Origin of the sequence: Serratia sp. PGPR-27 (assembly GCF_022678525.1) — a bacterium.
Lineage (GTDB): Bacteria > Pseudomonadota > Gammaproteobacteria > Enterobacterales > Enterobacteriaceae > Serratia > Serratia nematodiphila.
The window spans coordinates 1-14,266 of the sequence record NZ_JALBYS010000018.1 but is presented as its reverse complement, the minus strand read 5'-3'; the positions used below and the strand labels follow the sequence as shown (position 1 = coordinate 14,266).

Below are 14,266 nucleotides of genomic sequence, written 5' to 3'. Positions count from 1 at the left end.
TTCCTCCCAACCGGCGTTCAAGAAGGCGGCGCCGGTTGAGCGGCCGTGACTTCCCTACGCTGGCATTATCCAGATCAGGTAATACGGGTATTTCTCAGCCTTCACGCGGAAGGGCACCCCGAGTCATGAAAATCAATAGGTTGTGATCAACGCTGCGTTAATCCCTGCAGGGGATCATGCCAGCGGCGGCGCGGACAAACAAGCGATTAAATTGGCTCGCGCCTAAGCGATGCTTCCCTCTTTTCCCGCCAGATACAGGCTCAGCACGCCGGGCAGCTCCGCCAGGGTAAACGCCACGTTCTGCGGCGCCGTTTTGAAGATGTGGTGCAAGGTGCCGGCCACCAGGCTTTGCAACAGCCGGGTTTGCTGCAGGATCTCCGCTTCGGCGGTCTCGGGGCGGCGCAGCTGCAGCACTCGGGCGATCAGCGCCAGGAAGCTGGACTTTTCATCCGGCAGGTTCATTTCCCGCATCACCGGCAGGTAGTCGGCGTGCTCGCGCAGGTACTGCGCATAGGGAGAAAACAGTCGCTGGATCACCTCTTCAGCGGAGAGGCGCCTCCACTCGTCGTCGCTGGCCAACGCCATGTCGCGCACCAGCGCCTCGATCGATTCGGTGTGCCGATCCGCCAGCGCCTTGATCACCGCGTGGCGATCGGGAAAAAAGTGATACATCGAGCCGATGGAGGTTTTGGCGTGCTTGGCGAGCCGCTGCATGCTGAGCGCCGCCAGCCCGTCCTGCGCCACGATCGCCGCCGCCGAATCCAGAATGGTTTGTACGCGTTGCCGCCCTCTTTCCTGCTGCGGCTCCCGCCCGGTGATGTGTTCGTCGATTTGCATATTCGTTTCTGCCCGCTGTCATCAACGCATTATACCCATTTGCCGCCGCGAAGGCAGGGTGACACAAAAAACTAGATTAACTCCTCTAGTTTAGAGTAGAGTATTTATTCTAGTTTCTCCTTGCGCAAGCGTGAGGAAGACAAACAGTGACCTCACTCACTGAAAAAGAGTCATTCCATTCGGCCCGTCGACCAAGCCAATCGCCAGAGAAAGCCCTATGCCCGACAAAAAACTGCTTATCACCTGCCTGACCGCGCTGCTGCTCACCGGGTGCTCACCGGCACCGTCCATGGTGGTGTTCGGCGCTTCATTCCCCGACTGGCTGTTTTGCCTGTGCGGCGGCGTGGCGGGCATGGTGGCGATCCACCTGCTGCTGCGCACCCCGGAAAAACGCGCCTGGCTGGCGCCGCAGCTGCTGACGTATCCGGCGCTGACCGCGCTGATCGCCATGCTGACCTGGTTACTGGTTTTCCCCCACTGAGACTGACGCCATGACCCAACCACAAACCTCTAACAAGCGCAGACTGCTGGTGCTTACCATCCTGGCGTTGACGCTCATCGTGGCCGCCGTCGTCGTCTGGCGGGTGGAAAACGCCCCCACTACCGACGATGCCTACGCCTATGCCGACACCATCGACGTAGTGCCGGAGGTGAACGGCCGCATCGTCGAGATGCCGATCCGCGACAACCAGGAAGTGCGGCAAGGCGATCTGCTGTTCCGCATCGATCCGCGCCCTTACCAGGACGCGCTGGCGGCCAGCGAAGCGCGCCTGATCACGCTGAATGAACAGATCAAACTGACGCAGCGTTCGGTCAACGCGCAGCAGTACAACGCCGAATCGATGAACGCCATCGTCAAACGCTCGCAGGCGCTGGTGGCGCAGGCGACCGACACCCTCAACCGCCGGCAGAAGCTGCTCGGCAAGAACTACGTTTCGGCGGAAGAAGTGGAAACCGCCCGCACCTCCCAGCGCTCGGCGCAGGCGGAACTGCAGGCCGCATTGCTGCAGGCGAAACAGGCGGAAGCCGCCGTCAGCGGCGTCGAAGCCCTGGTCGCGCAGCGCGCCGAAGTGCAGGCCGACATCGCCATCGCCAAGCTGAATCTGGAATTTACCGAGGTGCGAGCGCCGTTCGACGGCCGCATCGCCTCCCTGAAAACCACCGTCGGCCAATATGCCTCCAGCGCCAAACCTGTGTTCACGCTGATCGACACCCGCCACTGGTACGTGGTCGCCAACTTCCGCGAAACTGACCTGAAAGGCGTGCATCCCGGCGTGCCGGCCACGCTGTATTTAATGAGCGACGCCGGCCAGACCTTCAGCGGCAAGGTGGAGTCGGTCAGCTACGGCGTGCAGCCCGACGACGGCGGCAGCGTGCTGGGCGGGCTGCCCAACGTGTCGCGCAACATCAACTGGGTGCACGTTTCTCAGCGCTTCCCGGTCAAGATCGCGGTAGAGGCTCCCAACCCGGCGCTGTTCCGCGTGGGCGCTTCGGCGGTGGCCAAGCTGAACCTGCGCCATGAAGAATAAAACGATGTCTCGCGGCTGGCTGTCCCAGTTGATCGACGAGCTGCGCCCTTCGGACAGCCGCATAAACCTGGTGATCCGCGCCCTGCTCTCCAGCGCGATCGCCATCGTGATCTCGCAGACGCTGCAGGTACCGTGGCTGGCGCTGTCGCTGATCGCGGTCTTCTTTATCACGCAGTCCAATATCGTGATCACCCGCGCGATCGGTATCCTGTTTTTCGTCAGCTCCACGCTGGCGATCGGCGCCGCTATCCTGGTGCTGAAGTTCACCTACGACTACCCGATGCTGCGCATCTTGCTCTCCAGCGCGCTGTTTTTCCTCAGCGTGTTCCTGATGCGGGTGACCAAGGTTGGGGTGCTGTTCTTCCTGATGGCGCTGGTGGTGATCTACACGCAAAGCTTTGTCGATCTCACTCCGCAGGCGGAAGTGGTGATACGACTGGTGCTGTGGGTATGGGTGGCGATCAACTACGCCATCCTGCTCACCCTGATCGTTAATACCCTGCTGCTGCCGGCCGAACCGCTGAAACAGCTAAAGGGTCGGATGAACGCGGTGTTGGACGAAACCCGCGCTATGTTGACCAACGGCGGCGAGACGCGCGATCTGAGCGCCATCTCCCAGCACGCCACCGAGCTGCATAAGCTGCTGCGCTTTTCGGTGATGCGCAGCGATCGCTGCCGCGCCAACGAGCCCGGTTATCTGGCGCTGATCACCCTGGTGTTGCAGCTCAATATCCTGGCCTACCAGCTGCCGCCGGCTTTCGGCGCGGCCGCGCGTCAATTGGCGCAAGAGATAGATGCCGCCTGCCGCGCACTGCAAACCGCGATAAGCCACGAAAGCGCACTGCGATTTTCCGTCGCGATCGCCGGCAGCGACGATCCGCAGGTGCCGGCGCCGCTCAATGAAATGGCCAGCCTCCTGCAGGTCTACGCCAACCGCAGCGACTACGCCGACGCCCTGCAGGCCGCACCGCCGCCGAAAGTGCCCTTCTTTACCCCCGACGCCCTGACCAACCCGGTTTACATCCAGTTTTCGTTGAAAACGCTGCTGACCGTACTGGTCGCCTACGTGTTTTATACCGCCGTCGATTGGTCCGGCATTCATACCATCATGCTGAGCTGCCTGATCGTGGCGCAGCCCAGCCTCGGCGCCACACAGCGGCGGGCGCGGCTGCGTCTCGGCGGCGCGGCGATCGGCAGCCTGCTGGCGCTGATCTCGGTGGTGTGGATCATGCCTCACCTCGACAGCCTCGTCGGCTTGCTGCTGCTGACGCTGCCGGTGATCGCCCTCTCCGCCTGGATCGCCGCCGGCTCCGAGAAAATAAGCTATGCCGGGGTACAGATCCTGTTCACCTTTTCCCTGGCGCTGCTGGAAAGCTTCGGCCCGGTCACCGGGCTGACCGAGATCCGCGATCGCCTGATCGGCATCGTGCTGGGGGTAGGGTTCGCCACCTTCATTCACGCCACGCTGTGGCCGGAATACGAAGGGGAGTCACTGCGGCAGCAGGTTGTCAACGTGCTGCGGGAACTGTCGCGCTTCCTCGGCGGCGAGAACACAAACGCCATCGGCATCTGGCAAAAGATCGAGGGCTGCGAAGCGGTAGTGGCCCGGGTGACGCTGGAGCCCACCTGGCAGCTGGCGGACGATAACCATGAAAGCTTCACCCGGCATATCCAACTGATCTTTAACCAGACGCGCAGCCTGTTGCTGACCAGCGAAAAGCTCAACACCTATCTGGCAGGCAGTGGCGCGGCGCTGTCCGCGCAGGAACGCCAGGCGCTGTTCGAGGTGCAACGTCAGGGCGGGCGCGTTCTCGCCGAGTATGCGGCGCAGCTTTCCCGTGCGCCGCAAGCGTTGCGGGCGCCCGACTTTCATCCACCGTTGGCCGCCCTGCACGCCGACACCGTGCGCCACCTGGCTCAGGAGCTGAGCGACGGGGTCAATCGCCTGCCCGCCTGGGGCGACGCCTAGCATTTTCCGTTTGCGGCCATGCACGCCCGGCGCCATGCGCTATAGTGAGCAAAAACCACCGGGAGATGCCATGCAAATAAGACCTTACCAAGAGGCCGATCGCCCCTTCCTGCGCACGCTGTACCTGGCGTCGCGCAAGGCGGCGTTCGGTTGGCGCGATACCTCGAACTATCAGTTGGAAGATTTCGACCGCGCGACGCTGGGCGAAGCGATTTGGGTTGCGGAAGACGGCGGCGTGCTGCTGGGATTCGTCTCCATCTACCGCGAAGACAACTTCATTCATAACCTGTATGTCGATCCCCATCAGCCGCCGCGCGGCGTCGGCAGTGCGCTGCTGCAAGCGGCGCAAGCCACCTTCACCGCCACCGGCTCGCTGAAATGCCTGGTGAAAAATGAAAAAGCGCTGACGTTCTACCGCAAACACGGCTGGCGCATCATCTCCACCGGCAACGACGGCGAAGAAGATTATTACCTGATGCATTCGCCGGCCCGCTAGCTCTTACCCGCGGCATCCGGCATCCCACGCAGCGTCAGCCGCCAAAACAGCAGCGCGCTCAGGCTGACGCCCGCCCCCAGCCAGCAGACGCCGCTCCACCCCGCCCAGGCGTACATATGGGTGCCGGCAAAGGCGCCCAGCCCGCTGCCGACGGCGTAAAACAGCATGTAGCAGCCCACCAGCCGGCTATGCGACTGCGGGTGGGCGCTGAAGATCATGCTCTGGTTCAGCACGTGGATCGCCTGTCCCGCCAGATCCAGCAGCACAATGCCCGCCACCAGCCAAGCCAGGCCGCTGCCGAGCAAACCGAGCGGCAGCCAGGCCAACGTCAACAGCAGCAGACACGCGCCGCTGGCCGCCTGCCCCAGCCCACGATCCGCCAGATGCCCGGCGCGCACCGCCGCCAGCGCGCCCACTGCGCCGACCAGGCCGAACGCTCCCACCGCGGCATGGGTGAAGTTGAACGGCGGCTGGCTCAGCGGCAACACCAGCGAACTCCAAAAGAGGCTGAAAGCGCCGAACATCAGCAGCGCCAACATGCCGCGAATTTGCAGCGTGCGGTCACGCCGCAACAGGCTCAACATTGAACGCAGCAGCGCGGGATAACTCAGCGTGCTGGGCGCGGTGCGCGGCACAGGCAGCAGGCGCGACAGGATCGGCAGCAATACCAGCGTCACTCCGGCGGAGAAGAAGTACACCGTGCGCCAGCCGCCAACGTCCGCCAGCGCGCCGGACAAGGTGCGCGCCAGCAACAGCCCCAGCACCACCCCGCCCTGCGCCGCGCCGACCACCCGCCCGCGCTCCTGCGGCGCCGCCAGGGCGGCGGCGAATGCGATCAGCCCCTGCGTCATGGCGGTGCCCAGTAGCCCCACCAGCAACATCCCCGCCAGCAGCCAGGGCGCGCTGTGCGCCCAGCCCACCAGCAGCAGCGCGCCGATCAGCCCCAGCTGTTGCCCCGCCAGCAATCGATGCCGGTTCAACCAATCCCCCAGCGGCACCACCAACAGCAACGCCAGCGCGCAGCCCAACTGAGTCACGGTGATCACCATGCCGACCGCAGCCAGGCTGATGGAAAAATCACGGGCAATGGCGTCCAGCAGCGGCTGCGCATAATAAACGTTGGCCACGCTAAAGGCGCTGGCACCGGCCAACAGCAGCACCAGGGCGGCCGGCAGGCGCCCCAGCGCCGTACAGGGAGGATCCAGCAGTTTGTCGCTCATCGCACACCTCAATCTGGTTTCATAATTAAACCCAATGAACTTTAGGTGCGGAGGTTTTATAATGCAACCAGAATATGTCGCTGGAGATAAACGCCGTGAAACGTAAAAGCCTGGAAGACGCGCCGTGCCCGGTAGCGCGCACGCTGGATGTGATTGGCGACTGGTGGTCGCTGCTGATCGTGCGCGACGCCTTCGACGGCGTCACCCGTTTCAGCGAGTTTCAAAAAGGGCTGGGGATGGCGAAGAACATTCTTGCCACCCGGCTGCGCGCCCTGGTGACGCACGGCGTGCTGGAGATCGTGCCCGCCGCGGACGGCAGCGCCTATCAGGAGTATGTGCTGACCGAGAAAGGCCGCGCGCTGTTTCCGGTGATCGTTGGCCTGCGCCAGTGGGGGGAAGATCATTTGTTCGCCGAGGGAGAGACGCACTCAACGCTGGTGGAAAGCGACAGCGGCCGCCCCGTGCCGCGCCTGACGCCGATCGGCAGCGCCGGGCAGACGCTCACCCCGCTGAATACCCGGGTGGTGAAGGTGGGGGAACGGTTTGAGCCGTCTTTTAACAATCCCCAATTAGCGATAAAAGAAACACTTCCAACCGAAATCGCCGCACAGATCGACGCCGCATGCAACGTGCTGACAGAGCAACTCGGCGAGACACTCTTGGGCATCCATCTGTATGGATCCGCGGTCGATGGCGGTCTTAAACCCAACAGCGATATCGACATCTTGGTCGTCATCAGCAAGCCGCTGATGTCAACCACTCGGGCCGCCCTCATGAAAGCTTTGCTGACCGTGTCGGCTCCGCCAGGTGCCGACAGTATTTTTCGCCCGCTGGAAGTCACCGTGCTGGTACAGACCGACATCAAACCCTGGCGTTATCCGCCAAGACGTGAGTTACAGTTTGGCGAATGGCTGCGTGAAGAGTTGCTGGTGGGAATTGTCTCCCCCGCCACCTTGGATCCTGATGTGGCGATCCTGCTTACCAAAGCCCGGCAGCATCATCGACATCTGTTCGGCGCCTCCTTTGAACTCCTGTATGACAGCATCCCTCGCAGCGACTTCATCGCCGCGCTCACCGATACCCTGAGTCAATGGAACGAGCCTGATGACTGGCATGGCGACGAATGCAACATTGTGCTGGCGCTGGCGCGCATCTGGTTCAGCGCGGCGACCGGTCGGATCGCCCCCAAAGATGTGGCCGCCGAATGGCTGCTGGAACGCTTGCCATCTGAACACCAGCCGGTACTCAGCACCGCGCGGCGAGTTTATCTCGGACAAGCGATAGATGATCTGCCTCAGCATCAGCAGCCGTTGGCAGCATTCATCGGCTATGCCAAAACGACGATCGCAAGTCTATTGACGACAACAGCATCGCAATAAGACGCAAGCCTGTCGACACCACTTATCGTCTGCACTTATTGATGCAGGGACGGATTTTGTTCATGGCCGCCGCCCCCTGCATGATTCGCTTCGCAGCGTCATCCGGGTAATGTATAGTCCGCGTTTTACGGAGATCCCATGCTGACCAACTCATCCATTCGTCTGAACAAATACATTAGCGAGAGCGGCATCTGCTCACGCCGCGACGCCGATCGATACATCGAACAGGGCAACGTTTTCATCAACGGTAAACGCGCCACCGTTGGCGCCCAGGTATTTGCCGGCGATGTCGTGAAGGTTAACGGTCAGCTGATCGAACCGCGCAATGAAGAAGATCTGGTGCTGATCGCGCTGAATAAACCGGTCGGCATCGTCACCACCACCGAGGACGGCGAGCGCGACAACATCGCCGACTTCGTCAACCACAGCAAGCGCATCTTCCCGATCGGCCGCCTGGACAAGGATTCGCAGGGGCTGATCTTTCTGACCAACCACGGCGATCTGGTCAACAAGATCCTGCGCGCCGGCAACAATCACGAGAAAGAGTATCTGGTGACGGTCAACAAGCCGGTGACCGACGAGTTTATTCGTGGCATGGGCGCCGGCGTGCCGATGCTGGGCACCGTGACCAAAAAGTGCAAGGTGAAGAAAGAGGCGCCGTTCGTGTTCCGCATCACGCTGGTGCAGGGGCTGAACCGCCAGATCCGCCGCATGTGCGAACACTTCGGCTACGAGGTCACCAAGCTGGAACGCACGCGCATCATGAACGTCAGCCTGAAAGGGTTGCCGCTGGGCGAGTGGCGCGATCTGACCGATGACGAGCTGATCGAACTGTTCAAGCTGATTGAAGGCTCTTCATCCGAGGCCAAACCGGCGAAAAAAGCCCCGGCCAAATCCGCCGCGGCGAGAAAGCCGAGCGCCGGCGGGCCGAAAAGCGCCGACAAAGCCGCTGCGCCGGCCGGCCGCAAGCGCTTTACCCAGCCGGGGCGCAAGAAAAAAGGGCGTTAAACGCCTTCTCCCGCTCAGCCCGCCGTTGCGCGGGCTTTTTTATCGTGAAAGTCAGCCACTCACCATAAAAAAGGCCCGCATCAAGCGGGCCTGCAAGTACCAGAGAAGTCTAGAGGAAAAATCAGAACGACCAGCGCAGGTTGGCGTTGACCGAATTAACGCGGGTATCGGCGCCGAATTGCCCCTGATAGCCGACATCCAGCGTCGCGGCGCGCGACAGTTTCACGCTCACGCCGATATCGCCCACCATCACGTTGTCATCCACGGCCTGGCCCTGCGTGACGAACGCGTCGCTGCCGGCAAACGCCATGCGCGATGAGGTGTTCTTATCGCCGTAAGCATGCTGCCAGCCAAGCGAGCCGTAGAGACTGACGTTCTTCGGCAGTTCGGTCACGCCGCGCACCCCGAGCGTGGAGTAGAAGGTGTTCATCGTTTCATTGCGCACGCTCAGCGCCGCCGCGCCACCCGACTCCTGGAAGCTGTCGGTATGCAGGCGGATGTAGCTCAGGTTGATGAACGGTTCGACGTTCATCTCCGGCTGGCCGAAACGGTAACCCGCTTCGGTGAACGCCAGCAGCGAGTTGGCGTCGTAATCCGACTTCAGCCGATCCGAGAAGCCGCTGAAATCGACGTTGCGCTTGCCTTCAATCTTGTGCCAGGTGTAACCCAGCGCGCCGCGCAGCGAGAACGCATCCTGCTGCCCGGCCGCATACAGGCCGAGGTGGTAGTTGTCGGTATCGGCCTTGGAGCGGCGGCTGTCGACGTCATAGTCGCCGCGGCTGTAACCGAAGTAACCGCCGATGCGCACGTTATGGTCCGCCAGTTTGCGATCCGCGCCCAACAGGAAGCCGGTGGTGTTGCCATCCAGCTTGCCCACGTTGCCGTTGCCGCTGTTTCTGCCCCAGGAACTGAAGGTCTGCCCCCAGACGCCGCTGTTTTGCGCCTGCGCCGGTTGCACCAGCGACATCGCCAACGGCGGTACCGGCAGACTGTCGTTGTCGAACAGGCGCAGCATGCGCTGGTTCAGCACATTGAACAGCTGGGTGCTGCCGGCGATCAGGTTAGACTGCATCGATGGATAGACTTCGCCGGACAGCTGATTGAACGCCTCGCGCGCTTCCGGCGCGCTCAGCAGCAGCAGCGAGTTGTACAGCGCCAGCGAAGGACCGCGCTGCGCCAGCGTCGAGAGCGCGCCGGCGGTATTCCACTGGTTGCCGCTCTCGGCCACCGTTTGGAAAATGCCCGGCTTGCCGCTGCCTGGATTCTCGCCCCCCGGATTTTCCCCGCCTGGGTTTTCTCCGCCCGGGTTCTCGCCCCCTGGATTCTCACCGCCTGGGTTTTCCCCGCCCGGATTCTCGCCCCCAGGATTCTCACCGCCTGGGTTTTCCCCGCCCGGATTCTCGCCTCCTGGATTCTCGCCGCCTGGGTTTTCCCCGCCCGTGTCTTTCTGCGCGATGGTCAGATCGACGGCGTTGGCGCTGTGGTTCAGCGCCACATCGAGGAAGGCGGACTTGGAGACCGCCGACGCGAACTGGCCGTCAATGCCGCCGTCCGAGGTCAGAATGCGGTAGCTTTGGCCGGTTTTATAGCTGGTTTGCGGATCCAGCGCCGTCACCTGCACTTTGGTCCGATCGCTGATGGTGGTTTTGCCCGCCACCAGCAGCTGGTCGCTGCGGCCGTCGCCGGCAATATCAACGTCGTAGAAGGATTCGCCGATAAAGTTCAGGTAGCGTTTCAGCGTCAGCGTGCCGATATTGCCATCGCCGGGCGAGATATGACCGCCGGACTGGATCTCGGTCTGGCCCAGCGTGCCGTTGCCGCCCAGCGTGCCGCCGGCCTTGATCGACGCGGCGCTGCTGTAGCCCAGCCCGTTATTGACGTCGGTACCCGCCGTCGCGTTCAGGATCAGCGTGCCGCCGTTCTCGGCGCCGAGGGTTTGGATCTCGAAGATGTCGTCTTCTTTCTGGGTATTGATGTCGCTGGCGATGATGAGCTTACCGCCGCGCGCGGTGACGTTCGCCTGCAGCTCAGAGAGATCGCCGTTCAGCGTCGTGTGCCCGGCGCTGTTGATCACCTCGCCTTCGCCGCTCATCTTGTTGCTGAAAACGTAATTGCCGTCGGTATGGTTAAAGTACACATAGCTGCGGAACAATCCGCCCCGCAGGGCGATCGACGTCTGGGCATCGATGGCTCCAGCAGCGCCCGCCGCGCCAAGCGTCGGCTCGGTCAACCCGGTGCCGGTGTCCATATTGCCGCGGCTGCCGATAATCAGCGCGCCGCGGTTCGAGCCGGAACCGGTCTTGCCCAGCACCACTTCGTTGCCGCCGGCGGAGAATGTCCCGCCGTCCATGACCGCCAACACGCCGTTGCCGTAATCGCCGACGTTGACGCTGCTGCCGCTGGTAAACCGTGAGCCGTTGCCGGCGACCACCAGCTCAGCGGTTTTACGCGCGCCCGAGACACCCGCCACCTGGATGTTGCCGACATTGACCGCACCGCCGTTCAGCACGTCCAGATCGCCGTACAGCGTGAGCGCGCGGCCGACGTTCCACTGGGAATTAGCCCCCGTGATCGTGGCTTTCGGGCTCAGCGTATCGGTCTCACCCGGCCCGCTGCCATTGCCGATGCGCGCGTCAAAGGCGGTGTTCAGCACCGCGCCGTCTTCGATCGCCAGCGTGGATCGTGCCCCTAAATCGGTGCCGACACTGAGAAAATTGCTGGTGACGCGAGAACCGGCGCCGGTGGCGATCAGGTGGCTATCGTAGCCACGGGTGGTGCCGACCACGATCTCTTTCGCGCTGGCCAGCGCGCCGTCTTCAACCCGCAGCGTGCCCCGCCCCAGATTCAGGCCGCCGCGCAGCACGAACTGATCGTTCACCGCGTTCAGCTCGGCGTTCGGCCCACGAACCGTGACCACGCTGTCGTGAATTTGGCCGTTGAACATCCGGCCGATATTGATGTTATAGGCGCTGATCTTGCCATTCTCGATCAGCAAGTTGCCGCTTTGATTACGGCCGACGTAAACGTCCCCGGTGTAGGCCAATGATTCGGTAATTTTTGAGTCGCCGTCAAAAATGGCATCGTCTGCGCGAGCGAGATCGGCGGGCGCCAGCATCAACAACGGCGCGGAAAATAGAGCGAGGTAAAGTTTGGAAAGCGGTGTTCTAACCGCTAAAGGGTGCGATGTTTTGTCATTCACGGGCTATCTCCGTACTCGTTAGCGTGATGTCGCGAAATTTATTGTTATAGGGAACTCAATACACTAGAGGAGAAGTGAGGCGTTATTTCGCGCACGCCGGTTTAGTGATCGTCGAAGCAAAAGCTTATTGCCCCCCGGCGCTGACGCTCCGACGATGAAAAACCAGGAAGCGGTAATACCGCCCCCAAAGCGAATTATTTATGCGTGACCACCGGCGTACAGGTCGGCGCGCTCAGCGACGGCGAGGAACCTAAAATTCCCGGCATCATCAGCGACGAGCAATCGAAAATGCGGCCTTTTTCCGTGGTGGCGCGATATGAAAGTTTTTGGCCGCCCAGCGCATCCGGCTGTGCGCCATTGACGTTGGTCACGGTAATTTCGTCCGACGATCCCAGCCCCAGCATTTTGGCGGTTTCCGCCTGCAGTAATGGAATGGCCTGATCGGTTTTCAAGGTGGAACAACCGGCTACCATCATCGTAACGGTTAAAGCGATAAGTGGTTTCTTCATAAATTATCCTTTATAACCAATCAGTTAAAATTACCGATTGGCTTTATGTTTTCTCTTATCCAAATCCTCGAATAATATATTTCCCTTTCCTAAACGAAAAAACCCTCCTAAAGTAGGGAGGGTTGATAATAATTCATCAGACCTATCTGATATTTGAAGGCGAAAGGAGAATCCTTTGGGGCAGGATTATGCGTTGGTCGTTGATGACCATCCATTGGTAGCAAGCGGCATCGCCAATTTTCTCAGCACGCATTGCCGATTCAAACAGGCGCATGTGGTGACCAATGAAGAGAATTGCTACCGCCATATTAGGGAAAATGGCCCACCGCGTTTACTGGTGATCGATTTTTGGCTTTCTTCCGGTACAGCGTTGAAATTACTCAAAGAAGTAAAGCAACTTTACCCTCAGGTGCGGATCTTGGTGGTTAGCGGCGACGAGAATAACGATATCTGGCAGAAAGTGCACACTGCCGGCGGGCATGGATTTGTATTAAAAAACGAACCGCCTGAATTATTCGCCAGGGCGGTTTTTGCGTTGAATAATAATCAGGATTGGTTCCCTGACGGTAATGAAACCTGCATTAAAAGCCATCATGAGCACTTAAATAAGTTCAATTTAACGCCGAGGCAAATCGACGTATTAACTATGATGCTGCGCGGCCTGCCAAATAAAAGAATTGCGATGCAACTGTCTATTTCAGAACCCACCGTCAAAGAACATATCAGCAATATATTGAAAAAGATCGGCGTCAACAGCCGGGTGGAAGCCATCACGCTGTTGCACGGCAAACGGGATCCGTCGTCATGAGGTTTTTCCAGCATTTACAAAATGATGGCATTTCGCCCCGCGCGCAGATCCGCCTGCTGGACAACACCTTCATGCGGCTGGTGTTCAGCTTTACCGCCGTGCCTTTCGTCGGCATCCCTTTCGCCATCTGGATTTATTTGCTGGGTGATGAACTCGGCCCAACCATTGCCTGGATCATGGTTTACCTGCTATGCGCCGTGGCGATCCGAATATGGCATCGGCGCTACCTGCGCGAGGCTAAAGAAAATGATGAAGGCACCGTGCTGCGCCGCTGGCTGCCGCGCATTAATAAGGTGGCCTTTATTCACGGCTTGGGGATCTCCTCACTCTATTTAATTACGCCGCAGACCCATAACTTTGACTTTTTTCTGCTGCTCAATATCAGCATCGCCGCGATCGTCGCCGCCAACGCAACGCATCTGACGCCGGTTATCAGCACCTTTACCCGCTTTTTCTTCGCCTCCTGGGGGCTGCTGAACCTCGGCATCATCTGGCGGCTGGAAGACGTGATGTTCATCGTGCTGATGCTGAACTTGCTGTACGGCTTCGCCATTTACCGCCACGCGTTAACCTCGCATGCGTTCTTTATTCAGCAGGCGCTGCTCGAAGAACAAAGCTCGCGCCTGGCGGAGCAGTTCCGTCAGGCCAAAGAAGAGGCGGAACAGGCGCTGCTGGATAAGAACCAATTCCTGACCACCGCCAGCCACGATCTGCGTCAGCCGGTGCACGCCATGGGTTTTCTGATCGAGGCCATCATCCACAAAAACCGCGACGACAGCCTGACGCCGCAGCTGCTGGATCTGCAGCAGAGCGTGCGTTCGGTGCATTTGATGTTCAATTCGCTGCTCGATCTCAGCAAGATCGAATCCGGCAACGTGCGCACCGCCGCCACCCATGTGGATATCGGCGCCCTGCTCGACTCGGTGGTCACCCTGTTCCGCGAAGAGGCCAACAGCCGCGCCCTGGCGCTGCGCACCTGGCGCCCCAGACGGCGCATCAGCGTGATGGGCGATCCGCTGCTGGTGCGGCAATCGCTGATCAACCTGATCCAGAACGCCCTGCGCTACACGCAACGGGGGGGCGTGCTGATCGCCATCCGCCCGCGCGGCGCCGAGTGCCTGGTGGAAGTGTGGGACACCGGCGTGGGCATCGCCGACGAAGAGAAAAGCAAAATCTTCTCCCCTTACTACCGCCCCGAGCTGGCGTGGAAAATCGACAGCGCCGGCCACGGGCTGGGGCTGGCGGTGGTGGCGCGCTGCGCCAAGCTGATGAAGGTGAAATACGGCATGCACTCCGTCGAAGGCAAAGGCTC

The 14,266-nt window shown here is 60.7% G+C and carries 12 protein-coding genes, 1 pseudogene and 1 riboswitch; of the genes and pseudogenes, 9 read left to right on the top strand and 4 right to left on the bottom strand.

Annotated features, from left to right (window positions below; genetic code table 11):
• Positions 1-34: 34 nt before the first annotated feature.
• A riboswitch (TPP riboswitch) is annotated at positions 35-131 on the bottom strand.
• A 91-nt stretch (positions 132-222) separates the two neighbouring features.
• Positions 223-837: a TetR/AcrR family transcriptional regulator gene (locus tag MMS95_RS11725; RefSeq protein WP_004941499.1), complete on the bottom strand. Its 615-nt coding sequence runs from the start codon at positions 835-837 to the stop codon at positions 223-225.
• Between the two features lie 217 nt (positions 838-1,054).
• On the opposite strand from MMS95_RS11725, the gene MMS95_RS11720 reads away from it, so the two are divergent.
• From MMS95_RS11720 to MMS95_RS11705, 4 genes are all read left to right on the top strand, one after another.
• Positions 1,055-1,318 (top strand): YtcA family lipoprotein, encoded by a 264-nt coding sequence (locus MMS95_RS11720; protein WP_004941494.1) that lies wholly within the window; start codon positions 1,055-1,057, stop codon positions 1,316-1,318.
• 10 nt (positions 1,319-1,328) lie between these two features.
• Positions 1,329-2,366 (top strand): multidrug transporter subunit MdtN, encoded by a 1,038-nt coding sequence (gene mdtN, locus MMS95_RS11715; RefSeq protein ID WP_015378757.1) that lies wholly within the window; start codon positions 1,329-1,331, stop codon positions 2,364-2,366.
• A gap of 4 nt (positions 2,367-2,370) precedes the next feature.
• The gene (locus MMS95_RS11710; protein WP_242141722.1) at positions 2,371-4,335 is read left to right on the top strand and encodes an FUSC family protein; all 1,965 of its coding nucleotides are present in this window, start codon (positions 2,371-2,373) and stop codon (positions 4,333-4,335) included.
• 70 nt (positions 4,336-4,405) lie between these two features.
• Positions 4,406-4,831: a GNAT family N-acetyltransferase gene (locus MMS95_RS11705; RefSeq protein ID WP_021504444.1), complete on the top strand. Its 426-nt coding sequence runs from the start codon at positions 4,406-4,408 to the stop codon at positions 4,829-4,831.
• On the opposite strand, the gene MMS95_RS11700 is transcribed toward MMS95_RS11705, so the two are convergent.
• Complete coding sequence (locus MMS95_RS11700) at positions 4,828-6,051, bottom strand: MFS transporter (protein ID WP_103086174.1); 1,224 nt, start codon at positions 6,049-6,051, stop codon at positions 4,828-4,830. The genes MMS95_RS11705 and MMS95_RS11700 overlap by 4 nt on opposite strands.
• A gap of 95 nt (positions 6,052-6,146) precedes the next feature.
• On the opposite strand from MMS95_RS11700, the pseudogene MMS95_RS24275 reads away from it, so the two are divergent.
• The 3 genes and pseudogenes from MMS95_RS24275 to rluF all read left to right on the top strand — a co-directional run.
• Positions 6,147-6,584 (top strand): annotated as a pseudogene (locus tag MMS95_RS24275) (helix-turn-helix domain-containing protein); the annotation flags it as partial.
• 42 nt (positions 6,585-6,626) lie between these two features.
• Entirely contained in the window at positions 6,627-7,430 is an 804-nt protein-coding gene (locus tag MMS95_RS24270) for an aminoglycoside adenylyltransferase family protein (protein ID WP_347340956.1), read from the top strand.
• Between the two features lie 138 nt (positions 7,431-7,568).
• On the top strand, positions 7,569-8,438 hold the full coding sequence (gene rluF, locus MMS95_RS11690; RefSeq protein ID WP_049278608.1) for a 23S rRNA pseudouridine(2604) synthase RluF: 870 nt from the start codon (positions 7,569-7,571) through the stop codon (positions 8,436-8,438).
• A gap of 121 nt (positions 8,439-8,559) precedes the next feature.
• Here the strand turns inward: rluF and MMS95_RS11685 are convergent, their stop codons facing one another.
• Both MMS95_RS11685 and MMS95_RS11680 read right to left on the bottom strand, forming a co-directional pair.
• Positions 8,560-11,637, bottom strand: a complete 3,078-nt coding sequence (locus tag MMS95_RS11685) for an autotransporter domain-containing protein (RefSeq protein WP_242141720.1) — start codon at positions 11,635-11,637, stop codon at positions 8,560-8,562.
• Between the two features lie 194 nt (positions 11,638-11,831).
• Positions 11,832-12,146 (bottom strand): hypothetical protein, encoded by a 315-nt coding sequence (locus tag MMS95_RS11680; protein ID WP_015378764.1) that lies wholly within the window; start codon positions 12,144-12,146, stop codon positions 11,832-11,834.
• A gap of 175 nt (positions 12,147-12,321) precedes the next feature.
• On the opposite strand from MMS95_RS11680, the gene MMS95_RS11675 reads away from it, so the two are divergent.
• Positions 12,322-12,954, top strand: coding sequence for a response regulator transcription factor (locus MMS95_RS11675; protein ID WP_156865784.1), 633 nt, complete (start codon positions 12,322-12,324; stop codon positions 12,952-12,954).
• The coding region (locus MMS95_RS11670) for a HAMP domain-containing sensor histidine kinase (protein WP_242141719.1) at positions 12,951-14,266 on the top strand (1,316 nt) is incomplete at its 3' end. The genes MMS95_RS11675 and MMS95_RS11670, both read left to right, overlap by 4 nt.

Coding starts and splice junctions, on each gene's coding strand:
- MMS95_RS11725 (WP_004941499.1), bottom strand. CDS start 837: ATGCAAATCGACGAACACATCACCGGGCGGGAGCCGCAGCAGGAAAGA.
- MMS95_RS11720 (WP_004941494.1), top strand. CDS start 1,055: ATGCCCGACAAAAAACTGCTTATCACCTGCCTGACCGCGCTGCTGCTC.
- mdtN (WP_015378757.1), top strand. CDS start 1,329: ATGACCCAACCACAAACCTCTAACAAGCGCAGACTGCTGGTGCTTACC.
- MMS95_RS11710 (WP_242141722.1), top strand. CDS start 2,371: ATGTCTCGCGGCTGGCTGTCCCAGTTGATCGACGAGCTGCGCCCTTCG.
- MMS95_RS11705 (WP_021504444.1), top strand. CDS start 4,406: ATGCAAATAAGACCTTACCAAGAGGCCGATCGCCCCTTCCTGCGCACG.
- MMS95_RS11700 (WP_103086174.1), bottom strand. CDS start 6,051: ATGAGCGACAAACTGCTGGATCCTCCCTGTACGGCGCTGGGGCGCCTG.
- rluF (WP_049278608.1), top strand. CDS start 7,569: ATGCTGACCAACTCATCCATTCGTCTGAACAAATACATTAGCGAGAGC.
- MMS95_RS11680 (WP_015378764.1), bottom strand. CDS start 12,146: ATGAAGAAACCACTTATCGCTTTAACCGTTACGATGATGGTAGCCGGT.